21 protein-coding genes and 2 tRNA genes are annotated in these 22,855 nt (G+C 58.3%); 13 read left to right on the plus strand and 10 right to left on the minus strand.

Annotation, left to right across the window (positions count from 1 at the left end; all coding sequences use genetic code 11):
- Positions 1-301 precede the first annotated feature (301 nt).
- From FSY45_RS03830 to FSY45_RS03840, 3 genes are all read right to left on the minus strand, one after another.
- Positions 302-1,219, minus strand: coding sequence for a nitroreductase (locus FSY45_RS03830; protein WP_003071097.1), 918 nt, complete (start codon positions 1,217-1,219; stop codon positions 302-304).
- A 197-nt stretch (positions 1,220-1,416) separates the two neighbouring features.
- Positions 1,417-1,701 (minus strand): hypothetical protein, encoded by a 285-nt coding sequence (locus FSY45_RS03835; RefSeq protein WP_003071094.1) that lies wholly within the window; start codon positions 1,699-1,701, stop codon positions 1,417-1,419.
- A gap of 398 nt (positions 1,702-2,099) precedes the next feature.
- Positions 2,100-2,417, minus strand: a complete 318-nt coding sequence (locus tag FSY45_RS03840) for a winged helix-turn-helix domain-containing protein (protein WP_003071090.1) — start codon at positions 2,415-2,417, stop codon at positions 2,100-2,102.
- An 864-nt stretch (positions 2,418-3,281) separates the two neighbouring features.
- Here FSY45_RS03840 and FSY45_RS03845 point away from each other — a divergent pair.
- Both FSY45_RS03845 and FSY45_RS03850 read left to right on the plus strand, forming a co-directional pair.
- Complete coding sequence (locus tag FSY45_RS03845) at positions 3,282-3,743, plus strand: cupin domain-containing protein (RefSeq protein WP_039049792.1); 462 nt, start codon at positions 3,282-3,284, stop codon at positions 3,741-3,743.
- 186 nt (positions 3,744-3,929) lie between these two features.
- Positions 3,930-4,172 carry a heavy-metal-associated domain-containing protein gene (locus tag FSY45_RS03850; protein WP_003071081.1) on the plus strand — a complete coding sequence of 81 codons (243 nt, stop codon included), beginning with the start codon at positions 3,930-3,932 and terminating at the stop codon, positions 4,170-4,172.
- Positions 4,173-4,515: 343 nt separating this feature from the next.
- On the opposite strand, the gene FSY45_RS03855 is transcribed toward FSY45_RS03850, so the two are convergent.
- Positions 4,516-5,748, minus strand: a complete 1,233-nt coding sequence (locus tag FSY45_RS03855) for a DUF4382 domain-containing protein (RefSeq protein ID WP_046461805.1) — start codon at positions 5,746-5,748, stop codon at positions 4,516-4,518.
- A 280-nt stretch (positions 5,749-6,028) separates the two neighbouring features.
- Here FSY45_RS03855 and FSY45_RS27750 point away from each other — a divergent pair, with 280 nt between their 5' ends.
- Entirely contained in the window at positions 6,029-6,202 is a 174-nt protein-coding gene (locus tag FSY45_RS27750) for a hypothetical protein (protein WP_003071077.1), read from the plus strand.
- Positions 6,203-6,883: 681 nt separating this feature from the next.
- Here the strand turns inward: FSY45_RS27750 and FSY45_RS03860 are convergent.
- From FSY45_RS03860 to FSY45_RS03870, 3 genes are all read right to left on the minus strand, one after another.
- Positions 6,884-7,393, minus strand: a complete 510-nt coding sequence (locus tag FSY45_RS03860) for a universal stress protein (protein WP_046461807.1) — start codon at positions 7,391-7,393, stop codon at positions 6,884-6,886.
- On the minus strand, positions 7,390-8,364 hold the full coding sequence (locus tag FSY45_RS03865; protein ID WP_003071071.1) for a TerC family protein: 975 nt from the start codon (positions 8,362-8,364) through the stop codon (positions 7,390-7,392). The genes FSY45_RS03860 and FSY45_RS03865 overlap by 4 nt, the downstream gene beginning before the upstream one ends.
- Before the next feature lie 147 nt (positions 8,365-8,511).
- Positions 8,512-9,024 (minus strand): universal stress protein, encoded by a 513-nt coding sequence (locus FSY45_RS03870; protein WP_046461808.1) that lies wholly within the window; start codon positions 9,022-9,024, stop codon positions 8,512-8,514.
- Between the two features lie 197 nt (positions 9,025-9,221).
- On the opposite strand from FSY45_RS03870, the gene FSY45_RS03875 reads away from it, so the two are divergent.
- The 3 genes from FSY45_RS03875 (at position 9,222) to FSY45_RS03885 (ending at position 12,688) form a co-directional block, all read left to right on the plus strand.
- Entirely contained in the window at positions 9,222-10,106 is an 885-nt protein-coding gene (locus FSY45_RS03875) for a LysR family transcriptional regulator (RefSeq protein WP_034357761.1), read from the plus strand.
- A 202-nt stretch (positions 10,107-10,308) separates the two neighbouring features.
- Positions 10,309-11,874, plus strand: coding sequence for a sensor domain-containing diguanylate cyclase (locus FSY45_RS03880; RefSeq protein WP_034363538.1), 1,566 nt, complete (start codon positions 10,309-10,311; stop codon positions 11,872-11,874).
- 445 nt (positions 11,875-12,319) lie between these two features.
- Positions 12,320-12,688, plus strand: coding sequence for a DUF1428 domain-containing protein (locus FSY45_RS03885; RefSeq protein WP_003071059.1), 369 nt, complete (start codon positions 12,320-12,322; stop codon positions 12,686-12,688).
- A gap of 629 nt (positions 12,689-13,317) precedes the next feature.
- Here FSY45_RS03885 and ychF read toward each other — a convergent pair.
- The 3 genes from ychF to FSY45_RS03900 all read right to left on the minus strand — a co-directional run bounded on the left by ychF (position 13,318) and on the right by FSY45_RS03900 (position 16,007).
- A complete protein-coding gene (gene ychF, locus FSY45_RS03890) occupies positions 13,318-14,415 on the minus strand; it encodes a redox-regulated ATPase YchF (protein ID WP_003071057.1) in 1,098 nt (365 codons plus the stop codon).
- Positions 14,416-14,689: 274 nt separating this feature from the next.
- Entirely contained in the window at positions 14,690-15,076 is a 387-nt protein-coding gene (locus FSY45_RS03895; protein WP_223305698.1) for a hypothetical protein, read from the minus strand.
- Positions 15,077-15,119: 43 nt separating this feature from the next.
- Positions 15,120-16,007, minus strand: coding sequence for an MOSC domain-containing protein (locus tag FSY45_RS03900; protein WP_046461810.1), 888 nt, complete (start codon positions 16,005-16,007; stop codon positions 15,120-15,122).
- Between the two features lie 164 nt (positions 16,008-16,171).
- Here FSY45_RS03900 and FSY45_RS03905 point away from each other — a divergent pair, with 164 nt between their 5' ends.
- The 7 genes from FSY45_RS03905 to FSY45_RS03935 all read left to right on the plus strand — a co-directional run bounded on the left by FSY45_RS03905 (position 16,172) and on the right by FSY45_RS03935 (position 22,826).
- Positions 16,172-17,299 carry an FAD-dependent monooxygenase gene (locus tag FSY45_RS03905; protein WP_003071048.1) on the plus strand — a complete coding sequence of 376 codons (1,128 nt, stop codon included), beginning with the start codon at positions 16,172-16,174 and terminating at the stop codon, positions 17,297-17,299.
- A gap of 128 nt (positions 17,300-17,427) precedes the next feature.
- Complete coding sequence (locus FSY45_RS03910) at positions 17,428-18,135, plus strand: DsbC family protein (protein WP_003071046.1); 708 nt, start codon at positions 17,428-17,430, stop codon at positions 18,133-18,135.
- 94 nt (positions 18,136-18,229) lie between these two features.
- A complete protein-coding gene (locus FSY45_RS03915) occupies positions 18,230-20,047 on the plus strand; it encodes a M61 family metallopeptidase (RefSeq protein WP_046461811.1) in 1,818 nt (605 codons plus the stop codon).
- Positions 20,048-20,143: 96 nt separating this feature from the next.
- Positions 20,144-20,923: an enoyl-CoA hydratase gene (locus tag FSY45_RS03920; RefSeq protein ID WP_012839788.1), complete on the plus strand. Its 780-nt coding sequence runs from the start codon at positions 20,144-20,146 to the stop codon at positions 20,921-20,923.
- Positions 20,924-20,996: 73 nt separating this feature from the next.
- Positions 20,997-21,073 (plus strand) — tRNA-Met (locus FSY45_RS03925).
- Between the two features lie 129 nt (positions 21,074-21,202).
- Positions 21,203-21,279 (plus strand) — tRNA-Met (locus tag FSY45_RS03930).
- Between the two features lie 377 nt (positions 21,280-21,656).
- Positions 21,657-22,826 (plus strand): MFS transporter, encoded by a 1,170-nt coding sequence (locus FSY45_RS03935; protein WP_187427537.1) that lies wholly within the window; start codon positions 21,657-21,659, stop codon positions 22,824-22,826.
- Positions 22,827-22,855: the final 29 nt, after the last annotated feature.

Below are 22,855 nucleotides of genomic sequence, written 5' to 3' on the forward strand. Positions count from 1 at the left end.
ACAGTCGCGGCTTTGGGCCAGAAGCTTGCGGCCGCAAACCTCAGCCTCTGGACAGATATGCAGCGGCAGCATCGAATCGAAACATCAAGCAGCACTCCTACCTGGCAAACGCATGATCTTTGGGGGCTTCGAGCCTTCAGTCGAAGTGAAGACCTGAGGCTAGCCTTCGGGCCGACCGCTGCCCGTGACCCGCTCAAGCATGCCGGTCATCTCCTTGCGCAAACTTGGCCAGTCAAGCGCTGCACTCGCAGCTTGCCTGCCGAAAGCATGCCGCCTGCGTCTGGCGAAGATGTCGCATAGCTTAGCGGGGAGCCTGTGATTCGGAGATTGCATTGCTGGCCGCCGAATCAAGGCAGACCTGGCTTTTCGCAGGTGTCTCAACACTCGGTTCACCGGAATGCCAGAAGGCTCTCACAGAATCAAGCATGACGGGCTTTCGCTGCGGCGGCGCTGCCCTGATGCTGCCGAGGCTGATGAATCCGGCCAGATACTCGGTGGACTCGACCCCCAGCTCAGAGCAAAGCAAAACGTCGAAGCAGCGCTCTCCGCTGAGCATGATGGCACCAAAGCCGAGTTGATGCGCGGCATTCAGCAGGTTGCCCAGCGCTGAGCCGGCTGCCAGCCATTGTTCACGCTCCGGCACCCGCATGCGCAGCTTGGGCGAAATGATGAAAGCGAGCAAAGTCGGGCTGCGTGTAGCGTGCTCACGCGCACGCCTGAGGTCCTCACTGGAGGCGAGAGGGTCGCGGCGCAATTTCTCCTGTTCGAATAAATCTGCCAGGCGCGCTCGAGAATCCGCGGGAAACACCAGTACACGCCAAGGATGCAGACCACCATGATCTGGTGCTCTCAACGCCGCCTCGATCATCAGGTCAATCTCCTGGCTATCCGCTCCAGGTGCCTCAAGTCGCTTCGGTGAGACGGAGCGTCGATCCAGAAGAGGGGCAATTGCCTTTCTGCTGTTCGAAACCGCAAATACATGCTTGAGGGTGGAAATGGCCTCCGACAAGCCTTGAGCCCAGACAACGACCTTCTCGCCTTCAGTCGTGAACCCTTGAAAGACTGTCCCGGTTTTCACAAGGGAACAGCCGTACTCGCGTTCGGCTTCTGCCACAGCTTTCTTCAACTGCGCTTGAGAGATTTGGCATGCAATTGCTGCTGCCGCCCAGTCCTGCTCCCGATGGAGGGCCAGAAGGTAGGAAATGTGATCTTGCTTCACTAAAGCCCTCTACTAAACATGATCGTCGCGAAGTACGAACACGGCATTGGTTATTCGAACCAGCTTATGAACGGTGATCTGGGCAAGCCATGTTCGTCATGTCTTTGCACATAAAGCGCACATCTTCGTGAATCAATGTCTTCCCTTGCAAAGCTGCGCGCCTGCTTGCGCAAATCTTTGAGGGGAAGATGTAGCGTTCAGTCTGCAGCCCCTGAATATCGAACCAAAGGACGCAGCATGGGTTTGAGCGGATCAGGCGTGTTGTCCAGCTCGGACAGGGCATCCGCCTGTTCATACAAAGCCGCAGTCACGCCTGGCGAGTACGCCTGGTGCAGGTTGGCCACTTCAAGGCGGGTATACAGAGCAGACGCGATAGCCTTGCGGTGCTCTGGCCGCTCGAGATGGAGCCCCCAGATTGACTCCTCCAACAGTATCTCCAGCACTTGCAGCCGCTCTTCAACGCTGAGCTTTTCGCTTCCCATATAGGTCTCAATTCACATAGGCACAAGAGTTCGGGAGGCCGTGGCAGGTGCAAGCAGGAGGAGCCACTGCGCGCCAACTAGACGAAGCCTGCCTTCGTTATATTCAAGTATATATTACGCAGAAATGAGCCACACGCTGAATATGGTGGGCGAAGATCTGCAGCACTGCTTGCTCATGCTTTGCGAGGAGCAGGCCAGCGTTTCTAGCGGAATTGATGCGACGCACTCAGCGCCCTGCTCCCGTGGTGATGGGGAGTCAATGAGCGATGAGCGTTAAGCGATGAAATTCGTACTTGAGCCTCAGCACGCAGTTCAATGCCATGAGAGATTCTTTGCACTACGCCACTGCGGGCCAGGCAGGATGCCGCAGCGTGCAGGGGCTTGTGCCGCCAGCCTGCCTAGCTGCTGTGAACCAAGGCGACCAGCTTGTCCAGATCTGCTTGACATGCCCTAAGAGCATGTTGCTCGATACGCCTGTACAGAGCAATCACCAGATGCCCCGTTTCAGTGAGCTCCGTACCACCTCCATGAGAGCCTCCCGTCGATGTGATCACCGCCGGCTTATTCAGCGCATGATTGATGCCATCGACCAGCAACCAGGCCCGGCGGTAGGACATGCCCAGGGATTTGGCGGCCGCAGCAATGGATTTGGTTTCGTTAATGGTCTCCAGGAGTTCGATTTTCCCAGGGCCGATGGCAATGATGTCACCGGCCATAACACGCATGCGCAGCTTCACTTGCGGTGAAGCGAGATTAGAGCGTGAAGGTGTATTGGACATGTGGTTTGAAAGCGCAAGATGTGAAGTTACTGAAGGCTCAGCGTAACCACGTCGCCTGGGCGGAACTATTCGGGCACAGCACGAATTATGACGATGGCTGAGGCCTCAAGTCCGAAGCATCAGCGTAGTCAACAGGCTCGGTTCATATGGTCTCAGTGCCAAGAACCGCTGAACATCGAGGCCGATTGCGCGGCAATCGGCCTTCAGCTCTTTTGCGTGAGCCCTGACCGCGGACTTGCCGTGAATCATTTGCTGTATGCGACGACCGCTCGTGACTGCGCAGCCCCCCGGAGTCGTGGCTCGGCTGAGCGCTGTGAAACGATGGCCGAGATGACCGACAGGCCGCAATGTGACCATGAGTAGCTCCAATCGCGGCAAAGCCCTCTCCTGGCACAGGACTGCATCGTGTCGATGTGCGACAGCCGCAAAACCTGCCGTTGTTGTCAATCGACTCTGCGATCTGCCGACTCCAGGGTCTCACTCCATATCGGAACCTGTGACGCCGCATACCGGAGCAAATTGCAGGTTCTGCAACCTCGAGCTTGGCAACCGCGCCCCCTGGTGCCTCTTGACTCCAGGTTGTCGAGAACCAGCAGCCGCCATGAGCTGCGCACACAGACATTAGCTTTAGCATTGGCATGGCTTGTAAACCCAATCCGCCTGCAATAGGCTTTGATACCTCCTGTCAACATCTGTGAAGTGCGCATGGCGGATCATCACAGCCCAATTCAGGAGGCTCGTCCCTGATGACGCGTGCGATGTCAGCGGCGGTGTGTATGGGTCGCGCGCAAGGAGACTCTGATGTCTCATTTCTCGTTCGCTCGCTCGGCCAGCCTCGTCGCGCTGGCAGTGATTCCTATGGCATCCTGGGCCATTCACGGCACCGAAGGTGTCGAGTGGGGAGCACCGCCTCCTGTTCTCGCCAAAGGAGCCAAATTCGCGGTACTCCTGGGTGATCCCAATCAACCCGGCCCCTATGTGGTGCGTCTGTCCGTGCCCGCCGGCTATCGCGTCTTGCCGCATTGGCACAGCCAAGCCGAGAACGTGACCGTCATCTCGGGCACGGTCATGATCGGAATGGGCGACAAGTGGGACTCGAAGGCACTCAAAGTCCAAAAAGCAGGCAGCTTCGGTTCGATTCCGGCCAAGACCAATCACTTCGCCATGTTCAAGGTTCCAACAGTGATCCAGATCCACGGGGAAGGCCCATTCGACCTGAACTACGTCGATCCGGCAGATGATCCGCAGAAGGCGCACAAGTAAACCCAGGTTGCACTCCCAGCGTGCTCTCGGCGGGGCCGCTGGCGTGTTCCCTCGTGCAGACCAAGCGCATCAACAACAGCCATGGCAGATGGCATCGTTCCCGGTCAGCACCGTTGATACAAGGCATTTGACATTCTCATGATGTCAGGGTTGAGACTTGACTCACAACCTTGAAAGGAACATGTAATGACTGCTTTTCGTGTGACCGATATGACATGCGGTGGCTGCGCAGGGCGCATCAAACGATCAATTGTGGCCATGGATGACAAGGCCTGTATCGAGTTTGAGCTTAAGGAGCGAACCGTGCTGATATCGGGAACCGCATCTGACGCCGAGTTTGCAGAAGCCATCCAGGATGCGGGGTATACGCCTGAGCTGATTGATCCGACCTCCGCCCAGGCAGGCAATGCAGGCCCAAATACTGCTTGATGCAAATACCGGGCAGCTCATCCCGGTGTTCATGCTGCGGTGGCGATGATGCACCCTCATGAGCTTCGACGACGGCTCGGGTAATGAGGAGACCGATTGAGCCAGGGGTCTCGCCAGAGCGATCGGTTCACCCTCCTGAAGTGCTGGTGCATCCAGCGTGCTCGTCACTTGCCGGAACTCCCGGCGCTTCATACTGCGATTGCAACCCCGGTGATCCTCCATGGATGAAATGAAAGCGGCCTAAAAGGCCAGGCTTTCATTTTGGGAAGCAGACGACAGCATGATCTGGGCATGGATATGGAATGCCACGAGCTGCATTTCGGTCCATTGCCCAGTTTTTTCCTCAAGGTGCCAGAACCAGATCCTTGGTCGTCACACTGTTGGCGGTTGTCAGCGTCACGGCTGGCGCAGTGGTCTGAGTGGTGTAGCCGGCAGCGCTACCCAAGATGTTGTACTTGCCAGCGGCAGCGGTGTCTGCAGTGAAAATCAAAGGCCCGCTTGCGACGTATGGTGCTTTATTGGGAGCCCCAAGTGGAAGAGTCAAGCTGTAGTTTGCATTGGCGGGGTCAACCAAAGTCCATGCAACATCAAGCCTCTGGCCTGCACTCAGCACCTGCTGGGCATTCACATCAGCATCGGTCAAAGGCGTATTGGATGTGTTTGTCACCTTGCCCGCAACAGTCGCCGAAGCAGATGCAGGCAGTGGAATGGGGGCCGTCGATGCGTTGAGCGTGGTGGTACCAGCAGCGATCGAGACAGGAACGCCAGTCACTGCGGCGGTGGTCAGGTTCTGGCCTGCAACGACGACGGTGTAGTTGGTGTTCTCCGGAAGATATGCCAGTACGAACTTGCCTGTGGTGGCATTGGGCACGGTGGCGCGCAAATTGTTGTCCGGGTCACGCGTGGACACCACGATGCTGGAGGCCTGAGCAGGATCCACATAGCCCACAATTGCTGTAGTCAACCGCTTGATGACTGCCACCACGGGTTTGAGGTTGTAGTTGCCTGAGTTACCTGCCTTGACAATGGACTTGCAGGCATCGAAGTCCAGAACCATATCGGCGACCTGGCCGCCGGTGACATTGAAGTTGGCCTTCAGCTTGAAGCCGCTTTGTTGGCCGCTGGGAGTGGTCAGCGCGATCTCGTTGGTAGAGCCCGATAGCACCAGTGCATTGGCCAACGGATTGGCGGATGTCGGGTTGGAAGGATTGTCAGCCAGCACCAAGCGGACTTGCTGGTAGTTGCCAGCCGGTAGCGGTAGCGAACCCAATTCCTGCAGCACGCCATTAGTCAAACCGAGCAGGTCAATGCGCTGGGCAGGAATCGCCAGCTCGCTCCAGCCGGCATCCGTGGCACCTGCAGTAGCGCTCTGATGCACGCGTATTTTAGTGACCGTGACATAGACATGGTCGTAGCCACATGCCGGAGCGTCGGTCATGGCCAGCTTGAGCGTGCCTTGCTGTGGGTTGCTATCGCCACCGCCACCGCCGCCACATGCTGCCAGGCCGGCAGCAATCAAACCCAGACCCGTCCAGCACAAGGCCTTGGCAGACCGGAATCCATGCAAGTTGCTCATACCTTACCTTTTTGAAAACAAAGACAGCGCAATGCTAGGAGTGCCCTTGGATACAGTGTTACGACTCGTAGACCCCGCATTCGAGCCGGTCTATGTGCGGATCCAATCATGCTCTACCTTCGGTAACAAAGCCATTGAAACCAGCCTCCATATGCCACGGTCATCGCCGAAAATAGGGCATGGTCGAGGTGATTCAGGTATGGGAGCTAAGAAGGCTCGGATGCCAAGCCTGCATTGCCGCCATTGAGCAATCATTGATAGAGAAGTACAGACAAAAGCCATGCTGCGCAGCAAATTGGGAACACTGCTGGTGGTCAGTGCGGCACTTTCTTGTGCAGCAGGATTTGCCCTGGATGCCCAGGGCAGCATCGCGAACTTTGAGCTCTGGATAGCTTTGGCAATCCTGCTGCTCCTCAGCGGTGCAGTCCTGATCGTCTTGGGACAGAACGACTAGCCCTTTGAGGCCGAACGACGCTGTTGCCAGCATCAATCGCGACCGCCAGTTCCAGGCCCTGAGCAAAAGAAATAGTGACGTCACCGAGATCTCGCCGATCATTCTCAAGGCACCCTGCAGCTCTCTGTGACATGCGGCAGATCCAAAGGATTCATATGAAGAAAGTGCTAACGCTGGTCGCGACAGCTTTGCTACTCAGCGGCTGTGTCGTGTATCCGAACGGCTACTACGACGACGGATACAGAAAGCCTCACCCTCATGGGTGCCCACCCGGGCAAGCCAAGAAAGGCAACTGCTAGCACTGAGCCTCGCTGTGTTCAGCCCATATATTGCATGGAACAGTCGAATCTGCCAGCACCTGCAGACATGAATCCATCTACTTGAGCAAGTGACTTTGACGCCTTGATGCAGGCTGCTCACCATGCAGTTGCTTGCGCAGTGACGACTCAGACGTCAACGTGAGCACCGAACTGGTCTTTCCGCCCAAACCCATCAGATCCGGCCACGGAAAGACTGCACAGGCCAAGCACTCACTGCAGCAACCACTCCGCAAGAATTCGATTCCCGATGCCGGCTTGGTATCCACTCTCACCAGTCAAGCATCGCCGGTCCGCTGAATGCGTCAGCTCGGCGCGAATGCAGACAGTCTGTTGCGCCGGCCAACCCCATGTAGATATTGACTCAACGCACGATCAAAACCGGCATCCGTGCCAAGCGCAAGACTTTGCAAGTCACAGACCCGAGCAGCACGGCTTCTGTTGCCGTTAGCCCGTGGGAGCCGATGCAAATACCGAAGCAGCCAAGAGATTCAGCCAAACCCACGATCGCGATTGCATCATCACCCATGACGACGTGAAGATGCCAGGGGATAAGGGTAGCTGATTCTGCGAGCGCTCGGCGCGCCCTGGCCGTGGCTGCCCAGCCGTATCGACCCAACCCTGTCTCCGCCGCCTCTTTGCTCAACCAGGGTTGCACATTCACGAGCTCAAGCATGCTGCCTTGCCCCATTGCCACCAAACGCGCACCAACGGCAACAGCACGCGAAGAGCATGCAGAGCCGTCCACTGCCACCAGCCAACGTTCGCCGCTGGTGTTTGCACAACTGCATTCGCCTTTCCACGTCAATGAAATCAGCCTGCCAAGGCTATCGCGCCGCTCGAGATCAGGCGCAGGCATCGCTGCATCGCTCATAGAACACTCCTTGAAGATTTTCGGCCTGAGAGCTTCACGCTAAGCAGCACGGAAATCAGGACAATCGAGCCAACAATGAGTAGCGACCAATGCACGGGCATATGAAACCAGGGCATCATCAGCATCTTGCCTCCGATATAGATCAGTACCAGAGCAAGGCCGTACTTGAGCAGGTGAAAGCGTTCGGCCATGTCGGCCAGCAGGAAGTACAGCGCCCTCAAACCCAGTATCGCGAAGATATTGGATGTAAAAACGATAAATGGGTCGGTGGTGACAGCGAAGATGGCCGGAATACTATCCACGGCAAAGACCAGGTCACTCGCTTCAATCATCAGAAGCACCAAGAACATTGGTGTTGCATAAAGCAATCCATCGATGCGTACGAAAAACGACTGGCCGTGAAAGCCTGACGCTATACGCATGTGGCAGCGCAACCAGCGTAGCAGTGGATTCTTTTCCAGATCGGGCTTTTGCTCGGCCATGATCAACATCTTGCCGCCCGTGACCACGAGCAGCAGCCCAAAAACGTAGAGCACCCACTCAAACTCGGAAACGAGCCAGATTCCGCCGAGAATCATTGCTGCCCGCATCACGATCGCTCCAAGAACCCCATACAGCAGCACGCGTCGCTGCAACTCTGGCGGCACAGCGAAGTAGGTAAAGATCATCACGAAGACGAACATGTTGTCTACCGACAATGCCTGCTCGATGAGGTAGCCGGTAAAGAATTCAAGTGCCTTGCGATTGGCAATTTCACGACCTGCGGTAGCGTCCAAATACCACCATAACAACGCGCCGAATGTGGTGGCAAGAGCCATCCAGGTGGCAGTCCAGCTTGCAGCCTCCTTGGCCGATACGCGGTGAGCCCTGTTTCCTCCGAGGACAAATAGATCCAGGCCCAGCATGATGAGCACAAAGACAATGAAGCCGATCCACATCGGGCCGGTTGCCAAGGTTTCGATGTTGTGCATGAAATGGCCCCAAGCGTTTGCTTCTTTTGCCTTGAGATACTGCTTGCAGCATGGGCCGCTGACATGCCCCGGCCAACCGCAGAGACAAGGCGAAGCAACGGTGTAGCAAGGGCAGTGCGAGCGGCTCTCAACGTCGCTGTCGAGCTCTTAACTGGAAGCCATCCATAGAGCCACAATGCCCGCTCCGGCACCGACTCCCGCTGGAATACCAATGCGCTCCAGTTTCGAGGCAGGCCCACCCGGGATCACCTCTACAGGCACGCTGGTTCGCTCCAGCACCTGATTCGTCACTGAATTCTCGATAAGACGCACCAAGGAGCTCTTGCGTGCCGTACTCATGACAATCAGGTCGCAATGGAGCCTGAGCGCGACATCCACAATGCAGTCGACCTTGTTCCCGACTTCCGAGTGGACAGCATATGGAATCCCGGCGGCATCCAGCATTCGTCGAGCGGTCAAGAGCGCCGACTCCGTCTGCTCGTGGTGAAACTCCATCCTGTCACTCCTGCTTGAGTAATCGGTGATGAGTTTCGAGAATGGCGGCTGCACGTTCAGGAGATGAATCTCCAGATCTTTGCTCTTCCTGAACTCGTCGATCACGTGACGTATTGCAAACAACGAATTGGCTGATCCGTCTGACGGGACAAGAACTCTCAGCATGGTGCATCTCCTTTGAGGTGAGCTGCGTGGTGCAGTGACTCACCTGAGTGAATCCTCGTTCAAAGACCTCTTGCGCCTTCTGATTCGAAGGTTCTTTGCCGAGCACTTCTCCTGGCCCTGGACAACACCAACGATAGCGATGCTGCAATTTAATAAAAGCAGATAATTCGGAAGCAATAGCTCCGAAAAGCCGAACAATGAGCCCTGGCTTCAGTTACAGGCACCTTTACTATTTTTGGGTTGTCGCCAAAGAAGGAGGCATGGCCCGTGCTGCCGAGCGCCTGGGCATGGCTGTACAAACAGTTAGTACCCAAGTTCGTGAGCTGGAGCGGTCACTGGGCTATGCACTGCTCAAACCTGCAGGGCGAGGCGTTGTCCTGACAGACGCAGGACTTGCCGCCATGCGACAGGCAGAGCAAATCTTCCAGCTAGGGGAACAGCTGCCTGCGGTAGTGCGTGACGCAGTGGGCATGCCGACCATGCGTTTGATCGTCGGTATCGCCGACGAGTTGCCCGAACTGGCGGTGCGAAGCCTGATGCAACCTGTGATGCAGGAACCCCATCTTCGACTTTTGTGCTTGGTTGACGAATTCGAGGATTTGCTGGGTGACCTGGCTTTGCATCGACTTGATGTCGTTCTTGCCGACCGGGCCGCTCCTCCAAACCCCAACCTCAAGGTCTATAGCCACTCTCTGGGCTCATCCCCATTGGCCTGGTACGCACCTGCATCCTTGTTTGCGGCTGCTCGGCAAGACTTTCCGCAATCTCTGGCCAAAGTTCCCGTACTTCTGCCAACGGCCCATGCGGCAGTGCGCGCAAGGCTTGATCAGTGGTTTGAACGTGAATCCATCAAACCGCATGTCATAGGCGAGTTCGAGGACAGTGCATTGCTCAAGACGTTTGGAGCAGCTGGCATGGGTGTCTTTCCAATGGCCAGCTTGGTTCACGAAGACTTGACGACCCGATATGAGGTGAAACGTTTGGGCGATTGCGAGGGTGTGGAGGAACACTTCTTCGCGATTGGTGCAAGCAGGAAGGTACTACACCCGCTGGTGCAAAAGCTATTTTCGACCAGAGGCTAGATTTCCTCGAAAAGCAAGCGCTCGGCACTATCGGCGAACGAGGTGTGATGAAACTCGCCCCTGCGATCACAAACCGTCTATGGCCGAAATCCCCAAGAGCCATCAAAGCAGACTGTTGTGAAATGTGAAAAAAGCGCTGTGCTGACTTATTCAAGCACAATCTTTACAAGCTCGATATCACCAGTGCAGGTGCTTAGACAATATGAAATCAACTCATTGGTTTGCTATTGATCGTAGTCACTTCTCCAGCATCTCCTATGCAATGCTCTTCGTGGCTGGAGCAATTGCGCTCTCGATGGCGGCGATCTGCGCGGCTGCTCTTTATCAAAGTCGACTGGACACCATGAAGCACGCGGTGGAAACATCGCGTAATGTGGCTCTTCTCGCCGAAAATGATGTGGTTAGAAATCTCGAGCTCTATTCGCTGTCATTGCAGGCCGTGATTGATGGATTGAACGATCCCGAAGTGATGGCGGCATCGCCACATCTGCGCGAAGTTGCCTTGTTCGACAAAGCTGCGACTGCATCCTATTTGGGATCAATTCTGATCTTGGATACCGAGGGAAACATTGCCATCGATGCACAAAAAGTCAACCCGGGCAATGTCAACTTATCTGGCCATGATTTCTTCACCGTACATCGAGAAAATTCAGCCAAGGGACTCTATGTGGGAGATCCATACGCATCGCCGCTACATGGCGGCGCCTTGAGCATTCCCCTGAGCCGTCGGATTTCTCATGCAGACGGCTCTTTCGCAGGCGTAGTGCTGATCGATGTCCAGCTTGAATATTTCAGAAAACTATTTTCCGGGCTATCGCTGGGTGAGAATGGATCGCTCGCATTGATAAGAAAAGATGGTGCGATGATGATGCGCCAACCCTTTGATGCCAAGGTCATAGGACGCAATATACGAAACGCAAGCACATTCAAGCGGTTCATTGCGGAGCCTGAGGGCAGCTTTTCAGATATTTCCTACCTCGATGGCACTCATCGCCTGTACTATTTCAAGAATCTTCCGAGCTTGCCGTTCATTATCATGGTCGCGAAAGCGCACTCCGATATTTTCACGGCTTGGCGACAACGTGCACTGATCATTGCCTGTCTGATGGGGGTGCTCACAGCGGCCTTTATCGGCTTGTCCTTTGCTTTCGTGACACAGCTCAAGCGACGAATACATGCCGAGTCGGAGCTGGCTCTGCTAGCTCGTACCGATGGGCTGACGGGCTTGAACAACCGCCGCAGACTCGACGAAATGCTGGATCAGGAATGGCACAGGGCAAGACGAAACCATAGTATTTTTTCATTGCTATTCGTCGACATTGACAGGTTCAAGGCCTACAACGACACATACGGACACCAAGCTGGGGATGACGTCATCGCAACCATAGCCAAATGCATTGGTGACAATATTCGCAGGCCGGGAGATATCGCAGCTCGTTACGGAGGCGAGGAGTTCATCGTTGTTTTGCCGGATACGTCTCTAGAGGGCGCTTCATGCCTTGCAGAAAGCATCCGCGCCGCCGTTTCGCAACTCTCTGTCGAGCACTCCGGAAGCGAATTCGGCTACATCACCGTCAGCATTGGTTGTGCGGCATGGGAGCCAGAACACGATGCAGACGTAGCCTCGGTGATCCGTTCGGCCGATGAGGCGCTGTACAAGGCCAAGACGACAGGTCGCAACAAAGTTGTTGTATCCACCAAAAGTCCGGCACAGCGAGTAGCAGACTTTCGGGACACAACGCAAAGCCATAGCCAGTCCCTGATCTGAATCCGTCATGGAGGCGGCACCGGCGCTGATGTTCGATGAGCACAGGAAAGAATGACGAAAGGTTGCAACGCCGCTCGACAATGTCTGTGTTGCCCTGGCAGCAGCAAAGGCGGCAACGGATCTTGCCGACGGCCAGAAGCTGTCTGTCACAAACTTCAGCTTCTGCGCTGCTGAGCTGCATTACGATCAACGCGAAAACTGCCACTACGTTCCCAGCGAACCACTCGACCGACATCGAGTTGAGGAGCAGGCTGCATGTGCATTGGCTGCTCAGGTTCCCGGTCGCCACAGGCAATGTTGAAAGGCCATGCTCAGCCTGATTGCTGGAGCGTGATCTGCGAGCTCAAGGGGTCCAGGCTGAGAGCACTGCTGCCACCGGCCCTGCGGGCATTGTGAGTGCGGCGCCAGCTCCGCATCTAACGGTCAATTCAGCAGGAGTGAAGAGATGTCATATATCGATGGTTTCGTGATCGCTGTCCCCACTGCCAACAAGCAGAAGTTCATAGAGCACGCGCGCAAGCTCGACCCGATATTCATCGAGCTGGGCGCAATCAGGGTGATCGAGGCTTGGGGAGATGACGTCCCCGATGGCAAAGTTACCGACTTCCGCCGCTCGGTTCAGGCCACGGCCGAGGAGACGGTGGCTTTTTCATGGGTCGAATGGCCGGACAAGGCCACGCGCGACGCAGCCATGAAGAAGATGATGGAAGACCCACGCATGGACCCATCCGCCCCCGGCAACCCGCCCATGCCCTTCGACGGCAAGCGCATGATCTTTGGGGGTTTCGAGCAGGTCGTCGAAGTGAAGCCCTGAGGTCTGATATTCAGCTCATTGAGCTGTCAGGTTCAAGCCCAGGCGACATCACCCTCTCACCAGTTGCTTGATGCAATGCAGCTTGGTCTCCACCTAGCTGCGCCGGTGATCCCCGCGCCAGCCATGGCATGCCTTGCGTCCAAAGCGCCTGCATGCTGCAGTCGCTCTCATCGCGATGCACAAAGACATCGCCTTTGCGCATCCGGGCATTCTCTCTCGGGCGAGTGATGGGTGTGGTGGGGCGACATGCAGGGGGCTGTGCGTCATGAGCTCCACAAGCCGTGATGGGCAACCGCTACTTATCGCCGTGGGTTGTGCCTGCAATTGCGGCGGTACCGCCGCCCCGGGAATTTGAGTCCGGTGGACTCAGCAAGCAGAAGCAGCCCGCCCTCGCTGGATTGATGCACCGCCTGCCGATACCGGCTATCGCCGCCTCCGGCACAAAGCCGGAGCTGAGCGCTGCCTTGTACTGCGTTCGTTGGTGCTCGATAGCGGGGCTGGACTGCGGCCGCGACACTGATTGATTCAACAATGCCGCCGCAAGCATCTGCCGGTTACGCCCTACGATGACGATGGCACCTGGGCACACATGGACATCCATATGTGGCCAGGGTGCATGTCAATCGTGCTTATTTGGGGGAGAACAGGAAGTTCATCACATCGCCGTCCCTGACGATGTACTCCTTGCCTTCGGCGCGCATCTTGCCGGCATCCTTGGCACCTTGCTCGCCCTTGAAAGCGACGAAGTCTTCAAAGGCAATGGTCTGGGCACGAATGAAACCGCGCTCGAAGTCACCGTGAATCACGCCCGCAGCCTGGGGAGCCGTAGCGCCGACACGCACAGTCCAGGCACGCACTTCCTTTTCACCGGCGGTGAAATAGGTCTGCAGGCCCAGCAGCTTGAAGCCAGCACGAATCAGGCGATTCAGGCCTGGCTCTTCCAGACCCAGCTCCTGCAGGAACATATCGCGGTCTTCGTCTTCCATCTCGGCCATCTCGGCCTCGATCTTGGCGCAGATGGCGACCACCGGTGCGCCCTGAGCTTCTGCATATTCCTTGAGACGATCCAGAAAAGGATTGTTTTCAAAGCCGTCTTCGGACACGTTGCCCACAAACATGGCGGGCTTGGCAGTGATCAGGCAGAAAGGCTTGAGCAGGGGTGCATCTTCCTTGGACACCGACACCACACGGGCGGGCTTGCCTTCATTCAGGGCTGCCTGAATGGGAGTCAGCAGTGCCACCAGCTTGGCGGCTTCCTTGTCGTTACCGGACTTGGCGGCCTTGCTATAGCGATTCAGAGCCTTTTCCACCGTGGCCAGGTCGGCCAGGCACAGCTCGGTCTGGATGACTTCGATGTCGGAAATCGGGTCCACCTTGCCCGCCACGTGAATCACGTTGGGATCTTCAAAGCAGCGCACCACGTTGACGATGGCATCGGTTTCACGGATATGGGCCAGGAACTGGTTGCCCAGTCCTTCGCCCTTGGAAGCACCAGCCACCAGGCCGGCGATGTCCACGAATTCCACGATAGCGGGAACGATGCGCTCGGGCTTGACGACCTCGGAGAGCTGATCCAGACGCGGATCGGGCACTTCCACCACGCCGGTGTTGGGCTCGATAGTGCAGAAGGGATAGTTCTCGGCGGCGATGCCGGCCTTGGTCAGCGCGTTGAAAAGAGTGGACTTGCCCACGTTGGGCAGGCCCACGATGCCGCATTTGAGGCTCATGGAAATTCCTTATGTATCAATGCACTACCCGGCACCACACCCATGTGGCGGAAGTGCCCGATCCGCATCGTCGCGAATCCGGTTCTTTTGAAGCGTGACCCATAGGCACTCTGTTCACCCAGAGTTTCGTCCCGGTTTGGCCACGGAAAGCCCCCGATTGTAATGACCCGGCAATCTCTGCTCATCTGCGGTAGATTGCGCCGCTGTTCCGGCCAGAAAGCAAAAAAGCCTGCGCAAAGACAGGCTTGGGAGAAAAAGTCCGGGAAATGTCGGATCAATCAGCGGTCAATGCCGGCGAACTCTGTCGCATGGGGCCAAACAGTTGCTCCAGCCCGGCGGTCTCCTCCAGCCGTCGGAACTGGGATTGCGGACTGCACAGATATTTGGTCATGCAGGGAGTCCGACAGCTGCGCATCAAGGCGGGCACCTTCTGGGCAAACTCCAGCACCCAGTCTCCGGCCTCACAGCCAATATGGCCATGACCGTCCGGCAGACAGAAATCTCTGTCAGGGGCACGAAAAGTCAGGCGAGCGATCTTTCCGGCAAAAGCACTGCTGCCGGTGAGAACCACGAAATCGCCAGATTTGAATTCAGCCATGCCACCCTCCCCTCGTTGCTGCTGCCAATGGCTTATTGGACACTGGTTCTGCTGCATCACCATTACAGGGATGCCCCAAGTCGTTGAGGGTCAAAGGCCTACACCCTCAATCAAAGCGCAGATTGCCCGCCAGTTGCTGGCCCACAGCCAGCTCTGCTGCAGCATCCGCAGCGTCCGGCAGACCCAGCACTATGGCATTCATACCAAAAGTAATAGCACCATCCACACGCGGATCTTGGCGATAACTGAAAATTGAATCTCCCACTGCCGTGCCGGGCACGGCGGTGTCGGGGTCTATATCGGGAATCGGGCAGCGCGTACAGGGCTTGCAGGGCAGCAGGCTCAGACCGGGCAACTGGGGCAGATCCAGCTGTTCCATACGATCTTCATCATGGGCTTCGATATCGGCAATCACGATATTCGGACGAAAGCGCCGCGCATCGACAGCAGCCTCGCCGGCCTGCGTCAGTCGCTGATTGAGCTCGTCCACGGCCGACTGGCTGAGCAGCAGCAAAGGGTAGCCGTCGGCAAAATGCACTGGAGCGTCGCTATCGCCCACCCAGCGTTCGCTGGCCTGGCGCGGTTGCGAACCATCAAAGCGCACCAGATGGCAGTCCTGCGCCAGAGCCCGACTCAGCCAGTTGCGTGCAGGCGCGGCCCATTCGCCGAGGTCCCAGGCATCGACCGTGTCCTTCCAGACCCGCGCACGGCATTTGTTGCCCTGTACCAGCAAAGGAATCTGCAAGCTGTCCATACCCGGAAAATGCAGCAGCAAGTATTCGTCCGTAATCTCGGGCCTGATCAGCGCCATACGCGGATGACTGCGCTGGGTCAAGAAATCGCCATTGGCATCGACCACCATCCAGTGCCTGTCCCATTGCAGGCCATGGCGCGAGAGCGCGGCCTTCGGCACGGCAATACCGGCGCAGGATTTGACAGGGTAGATCCACAGTTCGGCAATCCGGCCCTGCACGTCATAGGCGGTGTCGGTCATCACATCTCCTTCGATTACGGATTCATCTCTCATTTTGCCCTCTAGTCCCTGCCTGACCTGCACAGCCCGCTATCAACAACATAGTTGGCTGCGGTCGACGACCGCATGGCATGAGGTTTCCTCTATGGGCGCAGGCCCTGTCCGCGCCTCCTACAATGCCGGACATGGCGCAAACCTTTGATGTATGTATTCGTGGAGCCGGCATTGTGGGCCGGACCTTGGCTCTTTTGCTGGCGCGTGAGCGTCTGCGTGTGGCGCTGGTGGCGCCGCCACAGCCTCGATCCCCGCAACAAAAGGATGTGCGCGCCTATGCGCTCAATGCCAGTTCCAGGACTGTGCTGCAGTCGTTGCGCTGCTGGCCTGACGACGAGGATGCCACACCCGTGGTCGGCATGCAGGTGTTTGGCGATCTGGACGGCCAGGTCCAGTTCGATGCAGCTTCTCAGGAAGTGCCGGCACTGGCCTGGATCGTCGATGTCCCCGCGCTGGAGCAGCGCCTGGCCGAGGCCGTGCGCTATCAACCCCAGGTGGAAATCGTCAAGGAGCCGGTGGAAGCCGCACTCACCGCCGTCTGCGAAGGCCGCTCCAGCAGCACGCGTACCGAATTCGGCGTGGAGTTCTCCGTCACGCCCTACTCCCAGCACGCCATTGCCACCCGGTTGAGCTGTGAGCTGCCGCATGGCGGCATTGCACGCCAGTGGTTCACGCCGGAAGGGATCCTGGCCTTTCTGCCCATGGGCGGTCCCGACGGTCACGAAGTGGCCGTTGTCTGGTCGCTGGAGCAATCGCTGGTGCCTGACTGGCTGGAAAGCGACGAAGAAAGTTTTACCACTCGCCTGCAGTCCATCAGCCAGGATGCGCTGGGCCAGCTGGAGCTGGTGGCCGAGCGCGCCACCTGGCCTCTGCAGCAGGCCGTGGCCGACCGCTGGTGCGGACCGCTGGACAGGAACAGTCAACAAAGCTGGGTGCTGGCGGGTGACGCCGCCCACAACGTCCACCCGCTGGCCGGCCAGGGTCTGAACCTGGGCCTGGGCGATGTGCAGACTCTGGCACGCATCCTTCAGGAGCGCGACTACTGGCGCAGCCCCGCCGATCTGAAGCTGCTGCGCCAGTACGAGCGTGAGCGCAAGGCATCTCTGGCCCCCATGGGCCTGGCCATGGACGGTCTGCAGCAGCTGTTTGCCCGTCCCGAAGTGCCTGTGCAGATGCTGCGCAACTGGGGCATGAAAGGCTTTGAGCGCAGCGGCCTGCTCAAGTCCTGGATGGCCAAGCAGGCCATGGGTCTGCTCTGAGAAGACGGCTCAGGGAACCCTTGACTCAGTCCGTACTCCAAGCAACAGCCCTGCCGTCCATGCATAGTGGATGGCAGCCGACCTCATTCTTTCCACGCTGCAGCGCGCTGCAGCCCACGACATCTTCCATGAAACTTGTTGCCTGCCTGCTGGCCACCGCCAGCCTGACCTTCGGCCTGAGCGTGCATGCCCAGGATGCCAACCTCAAGAAGACGCTGACCGAGCGCATTCCCCAGCTCGAGAAAATCGACGAGGTGCGCTCCACCCCCATGAGCGGCCTGTACGAAGTACGCGTGGGCACGGACATCTTCTACACCGATGCCAAGGGCAACTATCTGATTCAGGGCGAGCTGATCGACACCAAGGCGCGCCGCAATCTGACCGAAGACCGCATGACCCAGCTCACGGCCGTGGACTTCAAACAGTTGCCCATCAAGGACGCCATCACCATCGTGCATGGCAAGGGCGAGCGCAAGATGGCCGTGTTTGAAGACCCGAACTGCGGCTACTGCAAGCGCTTCGAAAAAGACCTGCAAAGCGTGGACAACGTCACCATCTACCTCTTCCTCTACCCCATCCTGAGCCCGGACTCGGCCGAGAAGTCGCGCAATATCTGGTGCGCCAAGGATCAGGCCAAGGCCTGGCATGAGCAGATGCTGAACAGCAAGAACGCACCAGCCGCCCAGTGCGACCCCGCCGCCATCCAGCGCAATCTGGCTTTCGGCCGCAAGTACAAGATCACCGGCACGCCCACCGTGATTTTTTCCAACAATGTGCGTGTGCCCGGCGCCATCTCGGCTGCCGAGGTCGAAAAGCACCTGGCCGCCGCCAAGTAATCCCTGTCTCATTGCCGGAGCAGCGTGCCTCTGATGAAGTTTCAGGCACGCTGCGATAGGTTCGCATGCTCCGGCCCGCATTTCTGGAGCTGCCATGACCTCTGCCCCCAATGCCTCCGGCATTCGCCCCGACATCCACTTTGCCGTGCAGGCCAGCGCGGTGGAAGCCCATCTTTTCGATGTGCAGCTGCATATCGCCCAGCCTGCGGCACAGCAGTTGCTGTCGCTGCCGGTGTGGATTCCGGGCAGCTACCTGGTGCGCGAGTTTTCCAAGAACCTACAGGGCTTGAAGGCCACGCAGAACGGTCAGTCAGTGGCCGTGCAACAGCTCAGCAAGAATCAATGGAAAATCGCCTGTAACGCCGATGCAGATTGCGTTATCAGCTATCAGGTTTGCGCTTATGACACCTCGGTGCGCACCGCCTGGCTGGATCGCCGGCGTGGCTTCTTCAACGGTACCAGCTTGTGCCTGCGCGTGCATGGTCAGGAAGAGCGCCCCCATGCACTGGAGCTGCTCGGCAGCCCCGCCACGCAGGACTGGCAGGTGGCCACCGGCCTGACGCCCGCGCAAATCGATGCCAACGGCTTCGGCCTCTACACGGCAGCCCATTACGACGAGCTGGTGGACTGCCCCGTGGAGATGGGCCGGTTCTGGCGCGGCAGCTTTGTAGCCGGAGGCGTGCCCCACGAGTTCGTGGTGGCCGGTGCCGCGCCCAGCTTTGATGGCGAGCGCCTGCTCGCCGATACGAAAAAGATCTGCGAGGCCGAGATCGCCTTCTGGCACGCCGACGGCAGCCAGCCGCCCATGGATCGCTATGTCTTCATGCTCAATGTGGTGGATGACAACTATGGCGGCCTCGAGCACCGCAACAGCACGGCACTGATCTGTGGCCGCCGCGATCTGCCGCGCAAGGGTGAGGCCAAGGCCGGCGAGGGCTATAACACCTTGCTGGGCCTGATCAGCCACGAGTACTTCCACACCTGGAACGTCAAGCGCCTGCGCCCGGCCGAACTGGCCCGCTACGACTACGAGCAGGAGAACTACACCGAGCTGCTGTGGTTCTTTGAAGGCTTCACCAGCTACTACGACGACCTGTTCCTGCGCCGTGCCGGACTGCTGGACAACAGCCAGTACCTCAAGCTCGTCACGCGCACCATCAACCAGGTGCTGCAGACGCCGGGCCGCCTGGTGCAGTCCGTGGCCGAGGCCAGCTTCGACGCCTGGGTCAAGTACTACCGCCAGGATGAGAACACCGCCAATCACACGGTCAGCTACTACACCAAGGGCTCGCTGGTCGCTCTGTGCCTCGATCTGGCCCTGCGCGCCAACGGCAAGAGCAACCTGGACGATGTGATGCGCGGCCTGTGGCGCAGCAGTGAAGGTGGCCCCATCAGCGAAGCCGATGTAGTGGCCGTGGTCAGCGAAGCGGGTAACCCTGAGATTGCCGGACAGCTGCAAGCCTGGGTTCATTCCACCGAGGACCTGCCGCTGCGCGAGCTGCTGGCTCGGCATGGCATCAAGAGCAGGGCCGAGCCCGCACAGCTGGCGCAGAAACTGGGTCTGCGCGTCCAGGAAAACCATAGCGTGCAGATCAAGACCGTGCTGCGCGGCGGCGCTGCCGAGCAGGCCGGCATGATGGCTGGAGACGAGTGGCTGGCCGTCGAGGCCGATGGTCAACGCTGGCGCATCAGCAAACTGGACGATGTGCAGCTGTACGCGGCCGGCTCCAATCAGCTCACGGCCTGGGTAGCACGCGACCAGCAGATCCTGCAGCTGACGCTGAACCCGGGCGGCCTGCTCGCCAAAGCCGCCAGCGAGGATGCAGATAGCGCCAGCCCCATCAGCAATCTGGGGCTGGAAATCAGCGACAAGGCCGCCGCAGAGCGCTGGCTGACGGGCATTGCGGCCTGAGCCCGGCCCCAAAGTGGCGCTGCAGCGCGACAGCTGGCAGCCAGACTCAGCGGTTATTCTTGACAGCAGCCATTCATTCTTTAGCAGGAGACAAACTTGGCCTACGAAACTATCGAAGTCCGCGTGGAAGCGGACAAAGTCGGCGTCATCACACTGAACCGTCCCAAGCAGCTCAATGCCCTGAACGACCAGCTCATGGACGAACTGGGCGATGCGCTCAGGAAGTTCGATGCCGACAAAAGCATTGGCTGCATGATCATTACCGGCAGCGAACGCGCCTTTGCCGCCGGTGCCGACATCGGTGCCATGGCCAAGTACAGCTTTGCCGACGCCTATGGCGGCGACTACATCACGCGCAACTGGGAAACCATTCGCAGCATCCGCAAGCCCGTGATTGCCGCCGTCAGCGGCTTTGCCCTGGGCGGCGGCTGCGAGTTGGCCATGATGTGCGACTTCATCATCGCTGCCGATAACGCCAAGTTCGGCCAGCCCGAGATCAAGCTGGGCGTGATTCCCGGTGCCGGCGGTACACAGCGCCTGCCGCGCGCCGTGGGCAAATCCAAGGCCATGGACATGGCTCTGACCGCCCGCATGATGGATGCCAGCGAGGCCGAGCGCGCCGGCCTGGTCAGCCGCGTCGTGCCTTTTGACAAGCTGATGGAAGAAGCTCTGGGTGCGGCCATCATCATCAGCGGCTTCTCCCAGCTGGCCGTGATGGCTGCCAAGGAATCCGTGAACCGTGCATTCGAGAGCGGCCTGTCCGATGGCGTGATGTTCGAGCGCCGCCTGTTCCATGCCCTGTTTGCCACCCAGGACCAGAAGGAAGGCATGGACGCGTTTGTGAACAAGCGCCCCGCGAACTTCACCCATCAGTAAGCACCAGATTTTTCGCAAGAAATTTCAGCAAACCACTTGAAGCAGCCATTTTTTGCATATAATCGCTGTCTTCGGTCGTATAGCTCAGTTGGTTAGAGCGCAGCATTCATAATGCTGATGTCGTAGGTTCAAGTCCCACTACGACCACCAAACAGAAAACCGCAGTGCTTGCAAAAGCACTGCGGTTTTTTCTTTCTCCCTGCGACCGCTGCAGGCTGCACACAAAAAATCCCAACTTGGCTGCCAAGGCAATTTCTTCCTATACAATTGCGGGCTGTCGGTCGTATAGCTCAGTTGGTTAGAGCGCAGCATTCATAATGCTGATGTCGCAGGTTCGAGTCCCGCTACGACCACCAAATCCAAGCCCCAGTTGCTCACGCAGCTGGGGCTTTTCGCTTTTTACAGAGGCGACATTGCGCCGCACTGCTCTTTCTGCCCTGCAGAAATCAACGCAGTCCGCGCCGCCATGCTCCAGCCGCTCAAACCTCCCCTTCAAGGACTTTTTCGTGCCCGTTGCACCTCAAGGATGCTGCACGCACGCTGCGTGCCCGCGCGCTGGTCTTGCGCCCAGCGAGGGCCTGCTTTTTTCTGCAAAAAAAGCCGGCCTGCAGGCACCCCAAGTCCGTCTTCGCTCAAGGACTCTCCCGTGACCACACAAACCACAGGCGCCGTGGCAGGCATAGCCGCGCCCGCCGCTCCAACAGAAGTCAACGGATACAGCTGGAAAGCACTCATGGGCTCGGCCGTCGGCTACGCCATGGACGGCTTTGATCTGCTGATTCTGGGCTTCATGCTCTCGGCCATCTCCAAGGAGCTGAACCTCACGCCCGGCCAGGCCGGCTCTCTCGTGACCTGGACCTTGATCGGTGCCGTCTTCGGCGGCATCGTCTTCGGCATGCTCAGCGACAGATATGGCCGCATCCGCGTGCTGACCTGGACGATCGTGCTGTTTGCCGTCTTTACCGGCCTGTGTGCTTTTGCACAAGGCTACTGGGACTTGCTGATCTACCGCACCATTGCCGGCATCGGCCTGGGCGGAGAGTTCGGCATCGGCATGGCCCTGGCCGCCGAGGCCTGGCCCGCACGCCATCGCGCACGCGTCTCGTCCTATGTGGCGCTGGGCTGGCAGCTGGGCGTGCTGGGCGCAGCCATGCTGACCCCGCTGCTGCTGCCCTCGATAGGCTGGCGCGGCATGTTTCTGGTCGGCGTGATTCCCGCTGTCGTGGCCTGGGTCATCCGCAACAAGCTGCATGAGCCCGAAGTGTTCGTGGCACGCAGCAAGAAGGAGCAGCCCTCGGCCATGCAATGCCTGAAGCTGCTGATGAAGGACAAGGCCACGCGCAAGATCAGCCTGGGCGTGATCGTGCTGACCTCGGTGCAGAACTTCGGCTACTACGGCATCATGATCTGGATGCCCAGCTTTCTGTCCAAGCAGATGGGCTTCAGCCTGACCAAGTCGTCGGTGTGGACGGCTGTCACCATCATCGGCATGTCGCTGGGTATCTGGGTCTTCGGCCAGCTGGCCGACCGCATCGGCCGCAAGCCCACTTTCCTGATCTTCCAGCTCGGCTCCGTGATCTCGGTGCTGGCCTATTCCCAGCTCACCGATGCCACGGCCATGCTGTGGGTGGGAGCCATCATGGGTCTGTGCGTCAACGGCATGATGGGCGGCTATGGCGCCGTCATCAGCGAAGCCTACCCCACCGAGGCCCGCGCCACGGCTCAGAACGTGCTGTTCAACATCGGCCGCGCCGTCGGCGGCCTGGGCCCGGTCGTCATCGGTGCGCTGGCCATGGCCTACTCCTTTCAGGTGGCCATTGCCCTGCTGGCCGCCATCTATGTGCTGGACATGCTGGCCACGGTCTTTCTGATTCCCGAGCTCAAGGGCAAGGAACTTCATTAAAGATAGCTGCCATCGCAGACCCATCAAGC

This window comes from Comamonas sp. Z1 (genome assembly GCF_008121555.1).
GTDB lineage: Bacteria > Pseudomonadota > Gammaproteobacteria > Burkholderiales > Burkholderiaceae_C > Comamonas > Comamonas thiooxydans.